The following is an 18,297-nucleotide window of genomic DNA, read 5'->3' on the forward strand; positions in this document are numbered from 1 at the left end:
CTTATTTTTTTATAATTGCTGGAAACATTTCTCTACGTTCTTTTTCTTTTAAAATTAATGATAATTCACGTCCAGTTTGTCCAGCAATCGAAGTGTTTTCTTCTGCTCTTCGAATTAAGTAAGGTATTACATCTTTAACGGGACCATAAGGAACATATTTTGTTACGTTATAACCTTTTTGTGCTAAATTCATGCTGATGTGGTCGCTCATGCCTAATAATTGAGCAAAATATACTCGTTGGTCGTCTAATGCAATATGGTGTTCTTGCATTAAATCAATTAAAATTTGTGTGCTATTTTCGTTATGCGAACCACAGCAAAATGCAATTCTATTAATGTTTTCAACACAATATTTTAAAGCGGCATTAAAATCTTTATCGGTACTTGCTTTGTCAGGTTGCATAGGGTCTTTGTAGCCTTTTTCGGCGGCTCGTTCTCTTTCTTTTTCAATGTATGCACCTCTAACTAATTTCATTCCAATAAAGAAATTTTCTTGCTCGGCAATTTTAGTTACGGCTTTAAGATAGTCCAATCTATCCCAACGATACAATTGGATGGTGTTGAATACAACTGCCTTTTCTTTGTTGTATTTTCTCATCATATCCATTGCAATATCGTCAATGGTGTTTTGAATCCAAGTTTCTTCTGCATCAATAAAAATTGGAATTCCAGCAGCTGATGCAGCACCACACATTTTGTCAATTCGAGCTTTTACTCTTTCAAATTCTGCCGTTTCTGTTGGGGTTAAATCTTGATTAGCATTTATTTTTTCGAGCAAAGCAAATCTTGCAAAACCAGTTACTTTAAACACAGAAAATGGAATCAGTTTAGTGGTTTTTGCTTTGTTAACCGTTGCAATAGTTTCTAATACGTTCGCATCAAAGTCGGTTTCACTTTCTTTGCCTTCAACCGAATAATCTAAAATGGTTTTAACATTGTTTTTTCCAAGATTATTAATGGTTTCGTCGCATTCGTTAATGGTTTCTCCTCCACAAAATTGTTTGTAAATGGTTGATTTTATGACTGGAATAGGAAAGCGGAGAGGCATTAATATTTTTAACATGGTTGGACCCATTTTAATCAACCAACTCCAACTGATTATTTTAAACAACCAATAGCTTCGGTTTAAATCAGCTTGATTTTTGCCTTTAAAGGCTACTTCGGTGTCGTCAAAATTTACCATATGCCAAAAGTGTAAAATATTATGCGAAAGTAGAAGATTTTTTTGGTTTCACTTACCTTAAAAGTGGTATTTTTACGAATAAATTAAACTTAAAGAATGCCTAAAAGTATTAAAACATATAAAACACTTAACTCCGAAATTTTTATTGGAAACGATGTGTTATTGTTGTTGAACGAATACTTAGTATCTTACCAAAAATCGAAACTGTTTTTGTTGGTTGATGAAAACACGCTGAACAGTTGTGCTACTCAATTGATTGCACAAGTAAAACCACTCGAAAAAGCTGAAATTATTGAAATTGAAAGTGGTGAAGAAAACAAAACCATTGACATTTGTTATCAGTTATGGAAAACCCTTGCAGATTACAAAGCTGATAGAAATGCTTTGTTGATTAATTTAGGTGGAGGTGTAATTACCGATATGGGCGGTTTTGTTGCCTCTACATATAAAAGAGGAATTGATTTTATCAATATTCCTACTACATTGTTATCGCAAATAGATGCTTCAGTTGGGGGTAAAGTAGGAGTTGATTTAGATGGGCTGAAAAATATGGTGGGTGTTTTTAACGAACCTAAAGCCGTATTTATTTATCCTGATTTTTTAAAAACATTAGATAAACGACAAATGATGTCGGGTTATGCTGAAGCTTTAAAGCATGCTTTAATTGCTGATGCTGATTATTGGAGTAAATTGAAAAAAGGAATGCTTTCTGATGCCGCTTTTTGGTCGAAATTAATTACACAATCGGTAGAGATAAAAAACAACATTGTGTTAAACGACCCAAAAGAGAAAGGAGAGCGTAAAATCTTGAATTTTGGTCATACCGTTGGACATGCCGTAGAAACTCATTATTTAAGTGGCGACGATTTGCCCTTGTTACACGGCGAAGCCATTGCCATAGGTATGATTTGCGAAGCGTTTATTTCTCACAAAATAAATGGGTTGACTGAAACTGAATTGAACGATATTACGGCAACTTTTGCCAAATTTTATAAATTACCAACGTTGAAATTGGAAGAATTTCATGTGATGTTGGAATTGATGAAAAACGACAAGAAAAACAGTAAATCGAATGTGAATTTTACCTTAATAAAAAGTATAGGGGAAGGTACTTTCGATCATAAAGTAGACACCGATTTAATTATTGAATCGCTACATTTTTATAATACCATATATCAGTAAATTGTTTTGGCTATAACACTTTCTCATAATAGTAAAATTTTAACTGGAAACATTGAGCTTACTTCATCGAAAAGCATTAGCAATAGAGTGTTAATGATAAAAGTGTTGAGTGGATTAAATTTTGAAATAAAAAATTTAGCTGAAGCAAAAGATACCCAAACCTTATTAAAGTTACTTTCTAACGATAACATCATTTTTGATGTTGGACACGCTGGAACAGTTATGCGTTTTTTAACTGCTTTTTTAGCAATTAAAGAAGGTGAATTTGCGCTAACTGGTTCGGAGCGTATGCAAGAACGACCAATTAAAATTTTGGTTGGTGCACTTAAAACACTTGGTGCAGACATTACTTATTTAAAAAATGAAGGTTATCCGCCATTGCAGATAAAGGGTAAAAAACTTGCTGGAGGTAGCATTGAAATTGATGGTTCGGTAAGTAGTCAGTATATTTCGGCATTAATGCTTGTTGCACCGTATTTAGAAAAAGGCTTAAACATAACGTTTTTAGGAGATATTACCTCAAAACCTTACTTGGAAATGACGGCTCAAATTATGCGTTACTTTGGTGCGGAATTGATTTGGAATAGTACAGGGATGGAAATAAAATCTGGAAAATATATCGCTAAAGATTTTTTTATAGAAGCTGACTGGAGTGCTGCATCGTATTGGTATGGTATGGTGGCTTTGGCTGATAAAGCTGATGTAACATTGTACGGATTACAACAAAACAGTTTGCAGGGCGATGCCGTGGTACAAAAAATATACGAGCAATTTGGAGTTAACACCGAGTTTATTAAAAACGGAATACGACTAACTAAAGCTTCCAACTTCCAACTTCCAACTTCTAACTTTGTTCTTGATTTTACCGAATGCCCCGATATTGCTCAAACTGTTGCTGTAACTTGTGCTGCGTTAAATGTGCCTGCAAAATTTACTGGGTTACATACCTTGCGTATAAAAGAAACCGACCGAATTGCCGCATTGCAAACGGAGTTAACGAAACTAAATTATTGCGTTGAGGTTGAAGGAGATGATTTAATTATTTTACCGTCATTGCGAACGGAACGTAGTGGAGAGAAGCAATCTGCTCGTGATAATACGATTGCTTCGTGTCTCGCAATGACGAGTATTAAAACCTACGACGACCACCGTATGGCGATGGCATTTGCTCCGTTGGGGTTGCTTTACCCTATAACTATTGAAGATGAAAATGTAGTGGTTAAATCGTACCCCAATTTTTGGGAAGATTTAAAGAGTGTTGGGTTTGAAAAGTGAAATTTTTTTAATGATAATAAATTTAGAATTATTCTTTTATGATTTTTGTAAAAAATACAGAATCACCGTTATTTACTTTAACATAGTATATTCCATTAGTTAATTCACTTAAATCTAAATCAAATTTTGATTTTGATGAAAAATCGAATTTTTTAATTTCTTGACCTTTAATGCTTAGTATTGAAATATAAATTTGTTGAAACAATTGTTTGAATTCTATTGTAATATGAGTAGTTGTAGGGTTTGGGTATACAAGAAAATAACTAGACTTATTTTCTTGTATTGAAGTAGAATTAATATTACAAGCAAATTCTTCAATTGTAACCGAAGTAGATGTTAAATCTTTGATTTTTATCCAGCCGTATAAAGTGTCTTGATTATGAAATACTCTAACTCCAATATATTTTGAGTTATCGTAAAAATTACCACCACTACAATTAAAGCTGGCAATAACCCAATGATTATAGCTTAGAAGGGCAGTTGAATCAATCCAATTTCCAAATATATTAATTGTGTCATTCATTGCAAATCCATGAGCTAACTTATAGGTGTAAGCAAGATGAGGTGGGGTAGGATACATGCTCGGATTTCCAAAACATGAGTCTAATGTTAATGATAGTGCTATCTCATTGCTGTTTTTTGGTATAATAGCACATCTTTTGTATGCACCATTTTGACCACTACCATCTAATGGATTTATCTCAAAATCAATTATTCCATCGTCATTCAAATCAATGTTATATATTTTCTGAAATCCAAAAGGACTACCTCCGCTATTACAAACTGTATCAGGAATAATATCAAAGTAATAGCCATTTATTAATTGTTGTCCAGCAGTAATAATTTGAGCGCTAAATCTTAATGGCAATAAGGATACAAGTAAGACAAGAATATATCTCATACAATTGAATATTTTTTGAAGGAAAAACTTATCAAATGTAAGAAAAAACTTACTTACTAATCTTCTCAATCAAATCAATTAAACGGTTGGAGTAGCCAGCTTCGTTGTCGTACCAGCCTACAATTTTTACCATGTTTCCGATAACTGTGGTTAGCTGAGCATCGAAAATACACGAGTGTGAGTTGCCTACTATATCAATTGAAACAATTTCATCTTCGGTGTATTCTAAAATACCTTTTAATTGGTTGTTAGCAGCTTTTTTAAAGGCAGCATTAATTTGCTCTACGGTAATGTTATTTTTTATTACCGCACAAATGTCAATTAACGAACCATCTGGTACAGGAACACGAATAGCTCCTCCTTCTACTTTTCCTTTTAATTCTGGAAAAATCTTGGTGATAGCTTTTGCAGCTCCTGTAGTGGTTGGAACAATTGATAACGCGCCAGCTCTTGCTCTACGTAAATCTTTGTGTGGAGCATCGTGTAAACGTTGGTCGTTGGTGTAAGAGTGTATGGTAGAAATGTAAATGGTTTCTATTTCGGCAATTTCGCTTAATATCTTTATCATTGGCGAAACCGCATTGGTAGTACAAGAAGCGTTGGAAATAATGGTGTCGGTATCGTTTAAAATAGATTCGTTAACACCAAGTACCACTGTTTTTATGTCGGCATCTTTAGCTGGAGCAGAAATAATCACTTTTTTAGCTCCTGCGGTTATGTGTTTTTGAGCCAGTTCTCTGGTTAAAAAGAAGCCTGTACATTCAACTACAAAATCAATGTTTAAATCAGCCCAAGGTAAATTAGCAGGGTCTTTTTCATGAAAAGCTTTTATAGGAGTTCCGTTTAAAATTACTTCGGTTTCGGTGTGGTCAACCGTCCCATGAAATCTGCCGTGTACCGAGTCATACTTAATTAAATGAGCCATAGTAGCTGTGTCGGCTAAATCGTTTATGGCAATTAAATTAATGGCTGGGTGGTTTTCTAAGGCACGAGTAAAAACTCTTCCTATTCTTCCAAAACCGTTTATCGCTACTCTTATCATGGTTGTTTATTTTATTCAAAGTTAGAAAATATACTCAAACTTAATGGCTTTTCGGGAGAAAAGCTGATTAGGTTGAGTAATGCCGAAACTAAAGTTTTAATTGTTTTCCGAAAAGCTAGTTGTTTGCGGTATAGTTGGGCTTAACTATTTTTTAAGTGGGGTTATTTCAAAAAAAAAAGACTCCCGATAGCTATCGGGAGTCTTTTTAAAATGCGATTATAATAAATTATAAACCTGCAACATGTTTAGTTAAACTAGACTTTAAGTTTGCAGCTTTATTTCTATGAATAATGTTTCTTTTAGCTAATTTATCAAGCATTGAAGATACTTTTGGCAACATAGCAGCAGCTTCTTTTTTATCAGTAGATTTTCTTAAATCTCTAACTGCATTACGCGTTGATTTATGTTGATATTTATTACGTAAAGTTTTCGCAATAGTTTGTCTTATTCTTTTGATTGACGACTTGTGATTAGCCATAATGTTTAAATCTTAAATTATACTTAATTTTTTAAGGACTGCAAATGTATGAATTTTTTACAATATCCAAACAATTTCAGTTTTTATTTTTAAATAAAAAACCACTTCATTAAATCGAAGTGGTTTTTATCTTTTGCAGCCCGTAGGGGAATCGAACCCCTGTTTCCAGGATGAAAACCTGGCGTCCTAACCCCTAGACGAACGGGCCTAATTTATGATCCTATAAATTTAGGAGTGCAAATGTATATTTTTTTCTTTTGTCTGCAAATAAATTTCAAATAATTTATTCGAAATTATCGCTATCTGTTTGAAACTTAAAGCCTAAACGTTTTCCAGTTTTTATTTTCATGGCATTGGTTACCTCAATAATATCCATTACGCTCACTTCTCTCATGTTATTGTAGGGCGGGGTTAACAAATCAAAGTCTAACGAATAAAGTATAGATGTTTCGATAATTGCTCTTACTTTTTTTGGATTAATGGTTTCATTTATAAAATCGTTGAATAAAATTCCCATTTGTTTTTTTCCCTCAACAAAGTAGTGTAAATCGTTGTTTACAAAAAATCGTCCAACCAAATAACCCACGTCATTAACTCTGTTGTATTTCATAGAGTCGGCCAAAAAATTGTAAATGTTTATCATGCCACAATAAGCTCGTAACTCGTCTTCTTTTACATAAGAGTTGTCCCAAATGTTGTGGTTTTTAGGGAAATCGAACACGTTGGTGTGCATGTAAAAGACCAATATATCGCCACCAAATTTAATGTGAAATTCAAAATCGCCTTTAACTTGAAACTCTATAACTACATGTTTATCAATTTTTTCCATGTCCGATTTTAATTCTTCGGCTAATTTTTCTGCTTCGGTTTTAAAATCGTTAAAAACATCAATGGTTTTTCTAAAAACGCTTTGCTTTAAACTGGCTTTGCGTTTTAAAACTTCAATAATTTGGTTTTTAGAAGATGTTGACATGGTTTAAATTTTGGTTAGTACGCTCTCGCAAACACTACGCGTTGAGTTGATGGATTGTTAGTTAAAATACATTTTCCTGATTCTTGTTTGTTGTTTAAAGGAACGCACCTTATTGTTGCTTTAGTCATTTCTTTTATCTTGTCTTCAGTTTCGGGTGTTCCATCCCAGTGTGCTAAAACAAACCCTCCTTTATCCAATAGTTTTTCAAACTCTTCCCAGCTATCCGCCTTATTGGTGTTTTCTTCTCTAAAATCAATGGCTTTTTGATACAAGTTAGCTTGAATGTTTTGTAACAAGTGTTCAATTTTAATAGCAATATCTTGTTGTTGTAAAACTTCTTTTTCTTTAGTGTCTCTTCTGGCTACTTCAACAGTGCCATTTTCAATGTCTCTTGGTCCAATTGCAATTCGAACAGGAACACCTTTAAATTCGTATTCCGCAAATTTAAAACCAGGTTTGTGTGTATCTCTATCGTCAAATTTTACAGAAATGCCTTTTGCTTCAAGTGCAGCTTTCATTTTTAATGCGTGAACTGAAATTTCAGCCAATTGCTCTTCGCCTTTGTATATAGGAACAATAACAACTTGTATTGGAGCTAAATTTGGAGGTAATACTAAGCCTTCATCATCTGAATGCACCATAATTAATGCTCCCATTAAACGAGTTGAAACTCCCCAAGAGGTTGCCCAAACGTATTCTTGTGTTCCTTCTTTTGTCGCAAATTTTACATCAAAAGCTTTAGCAAAATTCTGACCTAAAAAGTGTGATGTTCCTGCTTGTAAAGCTTTTCCGTCTTGCATTAATGCTTCAATACAATACGTTTCTAGAGCACCAGCAAAACGTTCGTTTTTGGTTTTTACTCCTTTTAATACAGGAATAGCCATAAAATTTTCTACAAAAGTGGCGTAAACTTCCAACATTTTTTCAGCTTCTTCAATTGCTTCTTGTTGTGTGGCATGAGCTGTATGTCCTTCTTGCCAAAGAAATTCGGCTGTTCTTAAAAACAAGCGTGTACGCATTTCCCAACGCACCACATTTGCCCATTGGTTAATTAACAATGGTAAATCTCTGTATGATTGAATCCAACCTCTGTATGTATTCCAAATAATGGTTTCTGATGTTGGTCTGATAATTAATTCTTCTTCTAATTTTGCATCTGGGTCAACAACTACACCACTGCCATCTTCAGCGTTTTTTAAGCGGTAATGAGTAACAACAGCACATTCTTTAGCAAAACCTTCAACATGGTCGGCCTCTTTACTTAAATACGATTTTGGAATAAAAAGTGGAAAATAAGCATTAACATGACCTGTTTCTTTAAACATTTTATCTAACTGTGCTTGGATTTTTTCCCAAATGGCATAACCATAAGGTTTAATAACCATACACCCTCTAACAGCAGAGTGTTCTGCTAAATCAGCTTTAACTACTAATTCGTTATACCATTGCGAATAATCTTCTTTTCTTGTTGTAAAATCTTTTGCCATTTATTTTGGGTATAATAATTGATTAACTTAGCTTTAATCAACTGTTTAATAAGTCGGTAAAATTAAGTGAATTTTACCTAAAAATTGGTCCGATATGAAAACAATTCTAATTTATTTCCTTCTTACTTTTTTTTCAATTATTAGTAATAATATCTTGGCTCAAGATGAGTTTTATAGTAATAAAAAAGAAGCAGAAAATGCTGTTGTTAAAACAGATAGTGTTGATTTTGGCTCTTATTCTACTGCCGAAGATTATTATGATGTTGAAAATAGAAGTGTAGTTTATGATAACAAGAAATATGCAGTTGATGCGGTTAAGGAAGAGGAAGTACACGAAGAAACTCAAGAGGAAAAGAGAGATAGAAGAGAGCGAGCTGCATTCATTACCAATGTAGTTTTTGATGTTTTTGTAAATGCTGTATTCATTTTTGCCACTTTTTTACAATAGTTATGGCATGATATTTGTCTTTTTACTAATCACGAATGAATTTAACATTTCATTAACAAATGTCCAATAGTAAAATTTAGAGGAGGATTTAATATGAAAAAGATGATAAAAATAATACTTCCAATAGCGCTGATAGCTGCTATAAGTAACGTTTCTGCACAAGATGATTTTTACCCTTCTAAAAAGAAAAAATCAAAAGAAGTAACCATTTCGCCTGTGGATGAAAAAATAAACGATAGCCAATATTCTACGGCTACCGATTATTATTATGATAAGAAACAAACCGAAAAAGAAGCTCAATACAATCAACGTATGGGTATTACCGATTCTACCACGTATTTTGAAGATGAAAATGGTAATACTAGAATTACTAATAATTATTACAATGGTGATAACTATGACTACAACAATGAATATTATGATTATGAATATTCTTCTCGTATAAGAAGATTCCATAGACCTTATGCTGGGTATGGTTATTACGATAACTGTTATACCAATTATTATTGGTACGATTACAATCCATACAATTATGGAGTAAGTGTATATACCAGTTATGGTTGGTGGTATCCTCGCCCATGGGGTTGGAATGTAGGCTGGTCGTGGGGTGGTTGGTACACTAGCTGGGGCTGGAATACGATGGGATGGGGTTGGAACAGACCTTATGGTTGGTATGGAAATTCATATTGGTCAGGATATAATCATGGTTATTGGGATGGCTACTATGCTGGAAATTACTACAACAGTTATGATAGAAATAGCCATTATTATGGACATAGAGGAGGTTCTTCAGGCTATGCAGGATATGGTAGTGGTGGAGGACGACCAAGTGGCTCGTCAATGGCAACCATAAATAGTATACCAAGACCTGTTGGTCCAACAAAAACATTTGGAGAGAAGTATGAAACCGCTGTTAGAGGTAATACATTAAATAATAATTCAGGTAATCTTAATGGGCCAAGAGCAACTGGCGGAACATTAAATGGAGCTGGTCAAATCAATTCCACTCCTAGAAATAATACAGGGAATCCGAATGTAGGAGGATCTCAGCCGCGTCCAAATCCTTACAATCAAACTAGTCCTGTGGTTGTTCCTAGAACTTCGACCGATGGTCCGAGTGTAAACCCTAAACCTAGAATGAATAATGAACCAGGTAGTTTTTCTCCTTCACCAAGAACAACATCAGAACCCAATGTTATTCCTCCAAAGCCGAGAACAACAAACCCTTCTACACCTTCTAGTCAGCCGACCTATAATCAGCCAAGACAACCAAGAAATGAAGGAACACCAAATGTTGTACCTCCAAAACCAAGAACATATTCAAACCCTACAACACCTCCAACTTATAGTAAACCAAATAATAATGGTCAGTCAAAACCGAGTAATTCGTATAGTCGACCATCGGGTAATAGTTATAACAGAGGAGGTTCTGCTCCATCTGGAGGTGGAAGCGGAGGTTCTGGAGGTAGAAGACCAAGATAAATAATAATTGAATAGGTAAAAAAATTAAAGAGGATGAAAAAGTTAGGTTTATTGTTGGCTTCTACTATTGGATTGATTCAATTTACAGTTGCACAAAACGAATTTGATGCATTAAGATATTCAAACTTAGAGTTTTTTGGTGATGCAAGATTTAATGCAATGGGAGGTTCGTTTGGTGCTTTGGGAGCAAATATGGCTTCGTTAAGTGTTAATCCAGGTGGTATAGGGGTTTATAAAAGTTCAGATTTTTCTTTTACCCCAGCATTTCATTATAATTTTACGGATACCAAGCAAGATGGAAATACCTTGAGTGATGGAAAATTAAATTTTCATTTTTCTAATATTGGTATTGTTGGAAACTTTGGTTCTAGCGGGAATTGGGAGAGCGTAAGTTTTGGTATGGGTTATAATAGAACTGGAAACTATAATACAAGTATTTCGTCAAAAGGAACTACAGACGTTTCGATGTTGACGAAATACACCAACGAATTGAATCAAGGTTCGGGTACTTACGATGGAGATATTGAGGCTTTATATCCTTTCAGTTCAAACATGGCTTATCAAACCTATTTGGTAAACCCAACATTGGCCGATTCATTAAAATATGATAATGTTTTTCAAAATTCTAAGAACATTGCTCAATCTACTCGATACGAGACAAGAGGTGGTTCTGGAGAAATCTTTTTTACGTTTGGAGGAAATTACAACGATAAATTGTTTGTTGGTGCTACAATGGGAATACCTACAGTAAGGTATGTGTACGATAAAAATTACACCGAAACGGTTGCCGATAATGATACGCTTTCTGATTTTAAATCGTTCAATTATCACGATTATGTTAAAACTACGGGTGCTGGGTTTAATTTGAAATTAGGGTTGATTTATAAAGTAACCGATTGGGCAAGAGTTGGTGTTGCATTTCATACCCCTACGCTTTATGGGTTAACCGATAGTTATAATTCAACAATCAAATCTGAAATGAAAAATGGTACTACTTACGATAATTCTACGCCAAATGGCACTTACAATTATATGTTAACCACTCCGTATCGATTTATAAGTGGTTTAGCTTTTGTTGTAGGGGAGTATGGTGTAATTAATGCCGATTACGAATTGGTAGATTATTCTACTGCCCGATTAAATAGCGATAATAGTTTGGGTACTGATGGTTATGATTTTTCAACCGAAAATCAAAACATTAGAAACAACTTTAATCTTACTCAAAATGTAAGAGTTGGTTCTGAGTGGAGGTTAGATCCGTTTAGAGTTAGAGCAGGTTATCGTTATCAAGGAAACCCTATTAACAGTGCCTTTTCTGGAAATCAAAATGCTTCAACTTATTCGGTTGGGTTGGGTATAAAAGAAGACGATTATTATTTTGATGTGGCTTATGCTTTAAAAATGTACAACAGTCAAACCATTATAGTTGCAGAAAATAATGATTTTGCGAGTACCGATTTACGTGATCATTACATCACTTTTACATTAGGATTTAGGTTTTAAGATAGCCTAAAATACCTAGTATTAAAAGAATTAAGCTTATTAAATAGATAATAATTCGAAGCGGTTTGCTTGAAATTGATGGCTTCCTAAATTTTGCATTTACCAAGTAATTAATCTTGTATACATCAGTTAAGTTAGAGTTTCTTACCCCAAAAAAGTAGGTCGTTTTTTCAGGTGTTTCGTCAATATCAGCTTCAAACCAAATGTTTTGTTCCATTAAAAGTTGTTCAAAATAATCGGCACGTTCTTTATTGAAAAAGTGAAAAATGGTATATGCTTTTCGTGTGGGGTGTTCGTTGTAGTTGGTAATGTTAATCATGTGGTTATTTAATTCTTAACGTTTTACCCACTCGCAAAACAGAACTTTTTCTCATGTCGTTTAAATCGCACAATTCTTTTACAGTTATACCATATCGTTTGGCAATTTTAAACATAAAATCACCACGCTCAATGGTATGGTATTCAACTCCAACGGGTAATGCTGCAAAAGTATGTTTTTGTCTTTTAAGCTCAACAGCATCACTTATCAATTTGTTTTCTTTAAAAGAAATAAGGTGTTTTGGGTTCAGTGGTTTTCCTTTAAAACGCAGTTCGTAATGCAGGTGACTACCTGTTGATCGACCAGAACTCCCTCCTAGTCCAATAACTTGTCCAGCCTCAACAATATCGCCTGGTTGTACTTTTAATCGATGTAAATGTGCATATAGGGTTTCCAATCCGTTGTAGTGACGTATAACAACAACTCTTCCGTATCCAGGATGTTTTAATGCTATTCTAACCATGCCGTCAAACGACGCAACAACTGGGTCCCAAACTTGCAAATCTAAATCAATTCCATTATGACTCCTGCCTTCTCTATATCCGAAATTTGAAGTGATAACCGGATCGGGTATGGGCATTACAAAGTCACATAGATTTTCAATGTCAACAAGTGTTAACATTACACTTGTGTCGTTTGCAGAAAGCTCATCGTCGTATGGTGAAATGTGTTCTGTATCCCAATTGTCGTACATCGAATTCGAAGGGATAGGGGTGTCTTCGTAAAAATTAGTTAACGAAATATAAAAATCATGTTCAGTTAATCGTTCTTCAACATAAGCATTTAACTCTTTCAGTAAACCTTTTGGAATCATTTTTTGATCTAATAATGAATCAATCAATGATATGATTTCATCTCCAGACATGCTGGATAAATTATCGTACATTGGATTGGATGGTGTAATCACTAGCGCACTAACCGTATCTTTCTTTGTGTTGTTTTCCTCATCACTATTTTCTGCAAAAACAGAAGTAAGGCTTGCGAAAAGCAACATTAAAAAGAGTATATTTTTATGCAAGTTTTGCATCAATTTTTTTGAAAAGGGAGAGCAATATAGTAAAAAATCATAAAATCGCCAATCATTTGTAAAATGAATAGAACAATCTTTTGGATAAATAACTTAAAACATTACTTTTATAAACCTTAAATTATTTGTCATTTTATGAGTTTTCTGAAACGATTTTCTCTTGTTTTTCTTGGGTTTATACTACTCTTATTCTTCTTCTCATTTTTTTTACCATCAGCACTAAAAATTGAACGTAAAATAGCTATTGATGCTTCTGCTGATATGGTTTTTCATCAGGTTGATGAATTAAAAAACTGGAAAAATTGGTCGGTTTGGGCAGAAAAAGATGCGTCAATTTATACAAAAAAAGATAATTTCTCTGTTCCTTCGAGTGGGGTTGGAGCAACATTCAGTTGGGCTAGTGAGGATGATGGTGTTGGAGAGGGGACTATGAAAATAACTAAATCACAACCTTTTGATTTAGTAGAATTGTCTCTTGATTTTGGAACAGGAGATGTGCTTTCATATTGGAATTTTCAGCAAAAAGAAGATGTTGTTGAGGTAACTTGGGGTATAAATTTCGATTTTGGATTTAACCCTATTTCTAAATGGTTTGGTCTTTTTTTAGAAGACGAATTGGCTGAAGATCTTGAAAAAGGACTTCAAAAACTAAAATCCTTCACCGAAAATTTGCCAAAAATTAATAGTGGAATTGTTACCCAGCAAAAAATAGAAAAACCACTTTGGTTTCTATCGATTAGAGAACTTGTTGATGGGCGAGCAATAGCAACAATACATTCAAAGTTGTTTTCTGAAATTGGAATGTACATGGAAAAAAATAAGATTTCAGATGATTTGCCACCTTTGGTAATTTATCATTCTTGGACAGATACCCTTGTTGACATCGAGGCAGGATTACTGTTAGAGGATTCTATTGGCGTAAATAGTAGTAGAATTAAATTGAATAAAATAAAACCTGGAAATGTTGTAATGGCTACTCATTATGGTGCTTACGATAGAATTCCAGAAACGTATTTTAGTATTAACGAATGGATGAGAAAAAATGAAGTTCAAGTGATTGGTGCTCCTTGGGAATTGTACATCGTTGACCCATCAATTGAACAAAACCCTGATAAATGGGTAACAGAGATATATTTTCCAATAAATTAAATACCTTTGCAGTATGAATAAATTAATCAGTATCAGTGCTACTCTTTTAATCGGTTTTTTTCTCCTATCAGGATTAACGCTTAAAGCTCAAGAACCTTTAAACGTAGTAGGTAAACTTAAAAGTTTAACCAAAAAAGGCGATTATGCTGTTTTAGAAGTTAGACTGAATAACGAAGATGAGTTTAGAACAATTGAAGGAGGTAGTTCAAGTTTGGCTCGATTAGCACTTTTTACAGGTAATAATGAAGGAGCTGAATTGCTTTCAAAAGGGTTTGATGGTATGAATGCTATTGTTGCGATATTAAATGACCTAAAAGCCAATGGGTTTCATTTGGTTGATATCAATACCATAAAAGGAGAGTCCTTAATTATTACTCACTACATTATTGAGCGAAAAAAGTAATATCTATTCGTGTCAAAATTAGCAGCTTTCATATTTAAAATTTTAGGTTGGAAAATTGTTGGAGAACTCCCACAGTTTAAAAAATTTGTCATTATTGGAGCTCCACATACGAGTAATTGGGATTTTTTTTATGGGAGGTTATACTTTTTTATTTATAAAATTCCAGTTCAATTTTTCATCAAAAAAGAATGGTTTTTCTTTCCAATGAATTTGTTGTTAAAATCGCTTGGAGCAATTCCTGTTAATAGAGCTAAAAACACTAAAATGACAGAGGAAATTGTTAAAACCTTTAACAATAGAGAGGAATTGGTAATGTTGGTTACACCTGAAGGAACAAGAAAATACAACCCAGAGTGGAAAAAAGGATTTTACTACATTGCTCTAAAAGCCAAAGTGCCTATTGTTATGGGATATGTAGATTATTCGACTAGAACAGCAGGCATAGGACCTCACATCTATCCTTCAGGTAATATTGATGAAGACATGAAAACCATTTTGGATTTTTATAGAACCAAGAAAGGTCGTTTCCCTGAACAAGGAGTGAGATAGCTCGGTTTATTGTGCTTTATGATGTTTATCCTATAAACCGACAGTTAAAATAATTACATTTGCAGTCCAATTTTTTTTATGGCAACAATCAAAATAAAAGATTTATCGTTTAAACCCTATATAAGCGAGCAAGAGTTACAACAATTAATAAAAAATGTAGCTCAAAAAATCAATCACGAATATAAAGGGAAATCACCATTGTTTTTGGGAGTATTAAACGGTTCGTTTATGTTTATGGGCGATTTAATGAAATCGATAGATTTAGAATGTTCGGTTTCGTTTGTAAAGTTGGCGTCGTATGAAGGAACTGAAAGCAAAGGGACTGTAAATCAACTAATCGGTTTAAACGAAAGTTTAGATGGTAAGGATGTGATTATAGTTGAAGATATTGTAGATACGGGAAATACCTTAGAGAAATTATATCAAATTATTGAAGAAAAAAATCCAAAAAGTTTAAAAATAGCCACCCTTTTATACAAGCCAGAAGCATACAAAAAAGACTTTAACATTGATTTTGTAGCAAAAGAAATACCTAACAACTTTGTTGTTGGATATGGTTTGGATTATGATGGCTATGGAAGAAACCTTTCTTCAATTTATGTGTTAAATCAATAAAAGTAAAGAGTATGTTGAACATTGTATTATTTGGACCTCCGGGAGCAGGAAAAGGAACACAAGCAGAAAAACTTATTGCAAAATATAACTTGTGCCATTTATCAACAGGCGATATTTTTAGAGCCAACATTAAAGGTGAAACAGAATTGGGAAAACTTGCCAAAAGTTACATGGATAAAGGAGAGTTGGTTCCTGATACGGTAACCATTGCCATGTTAGAATCGGAAGTAAATAAAAACCCATTAGCTAAAGGGTATATTTTTGATGGATTTCCAAGAACTACGCCTCAGGCAGAAGCATTAGCTACTTTTTTAGAGTCGAAAGCTACCGAAATTACGGTAATGTTAGCCTTAGATGTGGAAGAAAGCGAATTGATTAAACGGTTGTTGTTGAGAGGAAAAGATAGCGGTAGAGCTGATGATAGCGACGAAAACATTATTGCAAACAGAATAAAAGTGTATAACAAACAAACTGCAGTTGTTGCCGATTTTTATGCTGCTCAAGGAAAATTTGAAAAAATTAATGGTGTAGGTGATATTGATATCATCTTTAAAAGATTGTCAGAGGCAATTGAAAAACACTCACAAGTAACCAGTAACTAGATACGAGAGAAAATAAATCATGGCTATCACAAACTTTATCGACTACGTAAAAATTCATTGCCGTTCTGGAAAAGGAGGAGCAGGCTCTAGACATTTTCGTAGAGAGAAGTATGAAGCTAAAGGAGGGCCAGATGGTGGTGATGGTGGTCGTGGCGGGCATATTATTTTAAAAGGCGATAAAAATCTTTGGACATTGTTGCATTTAAAATACAAGCGACATGTTAAAGCAGGACATGGTGAAGCCGGAGGAGAATCTCGTAGTACAGGAGCTGAAGGTGAAGATACTTATGTAAATGTGCCTTTAGGTACAATTGCAAAAGATCCGGAAACTGGAGAAGTTATTTGTGAAATAACAGAAGATGGTCAGGAGTTTATTTTAGTTCCAGGTGGTCGTGGTGGTAAAGGAAACGACCATTTTAAATCATCTACCAACCAATCGCCGATGTATGCGCAACCCGGTGGAGATAGTGAAGAAGGGTGGAAATTATTGGAGCTTAAAGTTTTAGCTGATGTTGGTTTGGTAGGTTTTCCGAATGCTGGTAAATCAACATTGTTGTCGGTGTTGTCGGCTGCAAAACCCGAAATTGCTGATTACCCGTTTACAACCATAGTACCTAATTTAGGGATGGTTCCTTACCGCGATTACCGTTCGTTTGTAATGGCTGATATACCAGGTATTATTGAAGGAGCACACGAAGGTAAAGGCTTAGGAATTCGTTTTTTACGCCACATAGAGCGTAATGCGGTTTTGCTTTTTATGATTGCAGCTGATAGCGATGATATCAATAACGAATATAAAATTTTATTAAACGAAATAACTCAGTTTAACCCTGATTTATTGGATAAAAGTAGGGTTTTAGCCATAACGAAAGCTGATTTGTTAGACGAAGAACTAAAAGCAGAAATTAAAAAGGATTTACCAAAAGTTCCTTTTATATTTATTTCATCAGTAGCCGAGCAAGGGTTAATGGAATTGAAAGATTTGCTTTGGGAAAAAATTAACGAGTAGTTTTTTTTTGATTTACTACGTCATTCCTGCGAAGGCAGGAATCTATTTTGATTATTTCCATTTAGTCTCCTTTAATAATTCTTAAATTATCTAATTGAGTTATTAAATCTTCGTATTCTTCTTTAGTTATTTGATTAGATCGATACAACCACAGGAAATTAGATTTTTGAATTTCTGTCGGAACACACTCATCAATTTTTAGGTTTTTTTGTCTAAAATGATTTTTCTTAGCATCTTGTAATAAGTGTATAAAATTATCTACAGTTTCTTCGTCATCTTTTGAGTAAAAAAAGCTAAGATTTTGTTTCCCTTCAAGAAATTTAATAGATTCTTTTTTTAAAATTTTTGAAGCCCATAAACTTATACTACCTAACATACCAAATAGTATAGCACTCAATAGTGGTTGTGTTATTTGGTTATCCATTAAAATGAAAAGAAACAATGAGATATTTATTATCACAGATGCAAACAAAATAACTTCATTTCTATTGGGTTTTTTGTTGTTGATAATTTCATTGAATTCAATATCATCAAAAGGAATCTTGTATTTAAGATAGTTACCCTCATTTTTGTATTCAAATAATACTCCATCTTCAAGAATTTCATAATTGCGAAAATCTCTGCCTTTTTTCTGAATTAATTTTTTATCTTCAATAACTGATTTCATAAA

The 18,297-nt window shown here is 33.8% G+C and carries 18 protein-coding genes, 1 tRNA gene and 1 pseudogene; 10 read left to right on the forward strand and 10 right to left on the reverse strand.

Translation table 11 applies throughout. The features are described 5' to 3' along the window. Position 1: 1 nt before the first annotated feature. Positions 2 to 1,183, reverse strand: coding sequence for a proline dehydrogenase family protein (locus H6589_01205; protein ID MCB9173206.1), 1,182 nt, complete (start codon positions 1,181 to 1,183; stop codon positions 2 to 4). Positions 1,184 to 1,291: 108 nt separating this feature from the next. Between H6589_01205 and aroB the strand changes: the two genes are divergently transcribed. Both aroB and H6589_01215 read left to right on the forward strand, forming a co-directional pair. Continuing rightward, positions 1,292 to 2,365 carry a 3-dehydroquinate synthase gene (gene aroB / locus H6589_01210; GenBank protein MCB9173207.1) on the forward strand — a complete coding sequence of 358 codons (1,074 nt, stop codon included), beginning with the start codon at positions 1,292 to 1,294 and terminating at the stop codon, positions 2,363 to 2,365. Between the two features lie 93 nt (positions 2,366 to 2,458). Beyond that, the gene (locus H6589_01215) at positions 2,459 to 3,640 is read left to right on the forward strand and encodes a 3-phosphoshikimate 1-carboxyvinyltransferase (protein MCB9173208.1); all 1,182 of its coding nucleotides are present in this window, start codon (positions 2,459 to 2,461) and stop codon (positions 3,638 to 3,640) included. Between the two features lie 28 nt (positions 3,641 to 3,668). Here the strand turns inward: H6589_01215 and H6589_01220 are convergent, their stop codons facing one another. The 6 genes from H6589_01220 to H6589_01245 all read right to left on the reverse strand — a co-directional run bounded on the left by H6589_01220 (position 3,669) and on the right by H6589_01245 (position 8,521). Further along, entirely contained in the window at positions 3,669 to 4,541 is an 873-nt protein-coding gene (locus tag H6589_01220; protein MCB9173209.1) for a T9SS type A sorting domain-containing protein, read from the reverse strand. A 49-nt stretch (positions 4,542 to 4,590) separates the two neighbouring features. Continuing rightward, the gene (gene gap / locus H6589_01225) at positions 4,591 to 5,583 is read right to left on the reverse strand and encodes a type I glyceraldehyde-3-phosphate dehydrogenase (protein MCB9173210.1); all 993 of its coding nucleotides are present in this window, start codon (positions 5,581 to 5,583) and stop codon (positions 4,591 to 4,593) included. Between the two features lie 226 nt (positions 5,584 to 5,809). Beyond that, a complete protein-coding gene (locus H6589_01230) occupies positions 5,810 to 6,061 on the reverse strand; it encodes a 30S ribosomal protein S20 (GenBank protein MCB9173211.1) in 252 nt (83 codons plus the stop codon). Positions 6,062 to 6,197: 136 nt separating this feature from the next. Next, a tRNA-Glu gene (locus H6589_01235) sits at positions 6,198 to 6,269 on the reverse strand. A gap of 75 nt (positions 6,270 to 6,344) precedes the next feature. Next, on the reverse strand, positions 6,345 to 7,034 hold the full coding sequence (locus tag H6589_01240) for a hypothetical protein (GenBank protein MCB9173212.1): 690 nt from the start codon (positions 7,032 to 7,034) through the stop codon (positions 6,345 to 6,347). Positions 7,035 to 7,048: 14 nt separating this feature from the next. Further along, positions 7,049 to 8,521 carry a proline--tRNA ligase gene (locus tag H6589_01245; GenBank protein ID MCB9173213.1) on the reverse strand — a complete coding sequence of 491 codons (1,473 nt, stop codon included), beginning with the start codon at positions 8,519 to 8,521 and terminating at the stop codon, positions 7,049 to 7,051. A gap of 94 nt (positions 8,522 to 8,615) precedes the next feature. Between H6589_01245 and H6589_01250 the strand changes: the two genes are divergently transcribed. The 3 genes from H6589_01250 to H6589_01260 all read left to right on the forward strand — a co-directional run bounded on the left by H6589_01250 (position 8,616) and on the right by H6589_01260 (position 11,954). Continuing rightward, positions 8,616 to 8,969: a hypothetical protein gene (locus H6589_01250; GenBank protein MCB9173214.1), complete on the forward strand. Its 354-nt coding sequence runs from the start codon at positions 8,616 to 8,618 to the stop codon at positions 8,967 to 8,969. Between the two features lie 102 nt (positions 8,970 to 9,071). Further along, entirely contained in the window at positions 9,072 to 10,451 is a 1,380-nt protein-coding gene (locus H6589_01255; GenBank protein ID MCB9173215.1) for a hypothetical protein, read from the forward strand. Between the two features lie 33 nt (positions 10,452 to 10,484). Continuing rightward, positions 10,485 to 11,954, forward strand: coding sequence for a hypothetical protein (locus H6589_01260; GenBank protein ID MCB9173216.1), 1,470 nt, complete (start codon positions 10,485 to 10,487; stop codon positions 11,952 to 11,954). Here H6589_01260 and H6589_01265 read toward each other — a convergent pair. Together H6589_01265 and H6589_01270 are read right to left on the reverse strand one after the other, a co-directional pair. After that, on the reverse strand, positions 11,944 to 12,273 hold the full coding sequence (locus H6589_01265; protein MCB9173217.1) for a hypothetical protein: 330 nt from the start codon (positions 12,271 to 12,273) through the stop codon (positions 11,944 to 11,946). The genes H6589_01260 and H6589_01265 overlap by 11 nt on opposite strands. A gap of 4 nt (positions 12,274 to 12,277) precedes the next feature. Further along, positions 12,278 to 13,267 carry a peptidoglycan DD-metalloendopeptidase family protein gene (locus H6589_01270; GenBank protein ID MCB9173218.1) on the reverse strand — a complete coding sequence of 330 codons (990 nt, stop codon included), beginning with the start codon at positions 13,265 to 13,267 and terminating at the stop codon, positions 12,278 to 12,280. Between the two features lie 168 nt (positions 13,268 to 13,435). On the opposite strand from H6589_01270, the gene H6589_01275 reads away from it, so the two are divergent. The 5 genes and pseudogenes from H6589_01275 (at position 13,436) to obgE (ending at position 17,627) form a co-directional block, all read left to right on the forward strand. Continuing rightward, entirely contained in the window at positions 13,436 to 14,449 is a 1,014-nt protein-coding gene (locus H6589_01275; protein ID MCB9173219.1) for an SRPBCC family protein, read from the forward strand. 13 nt (positions 14,450 to 14,462) lie between these two features. Further along, on the forward strand, positions 14,463 to 14,852 hold the full coding sequence (locus tag H6589_01280) for a hypothetical protein (protein ID MCB9173220.1): 390 nt from the start codon (positions 14,463 to 14,465) through the stop codon (positions 14,850 to 14,852). Positions 14,853 to 14,861: 9 nt separating this feature from the next. Next, the gene (locus H6589_01285; GenBank protein MCB9173221.1) at positions 14,862 to 15,401 is read left to right on the forward strand and encodes a lysophospholipid acyltransferase family protein; all 540 of its coding nucleotides are present in this window, start codon (positions 14,862 to 14,864) and stop codon (positions 15,399 to 15,401) included. A gap of 78 nt (positions 15,402 to 15,479) precedes the next feature. Further along, positions 15,480 to 16,618: pseudogene (locus H6589_01290) on the forward strand (adenylate kinase). Positions 16,619 to 16,637: 19 nt separating this feature from the next. Continuing rightward, a complete protein-coding gene (obgE, locus tag H6589_01295; GenBank protein ID MCB9173222.1) occupies positions 16,638 to 17,627 on the forward strand; it encodes a GTPase ObgE in 990 nt (329 codons plus the stop codon). Between the two features lie 61 nt (positions 17,628 to 17,688). Here obgE and H6589_01300 read toward each other — a convergent pair whose 3' ends face one another. After that, a complete protein-coding gene (locus H6589_01300; protein ID MCB9173223.1) occupies positions 17,689 to 18,294 on the reverse strand; it encodes a hypothetical protein in 606 nt (201 codons plus the stop codon). Positions 18,295 to 18,297 lie beyond the last annotated feature (3 nt).

The organism is Flavobacteriales bacterium (assembly GCA_020635795.1).
Lineage (GTDB): Bacteria > Bacteroidota > Bacteroidia > Flavobacteriales_E > Vicingaceae > Vicingus.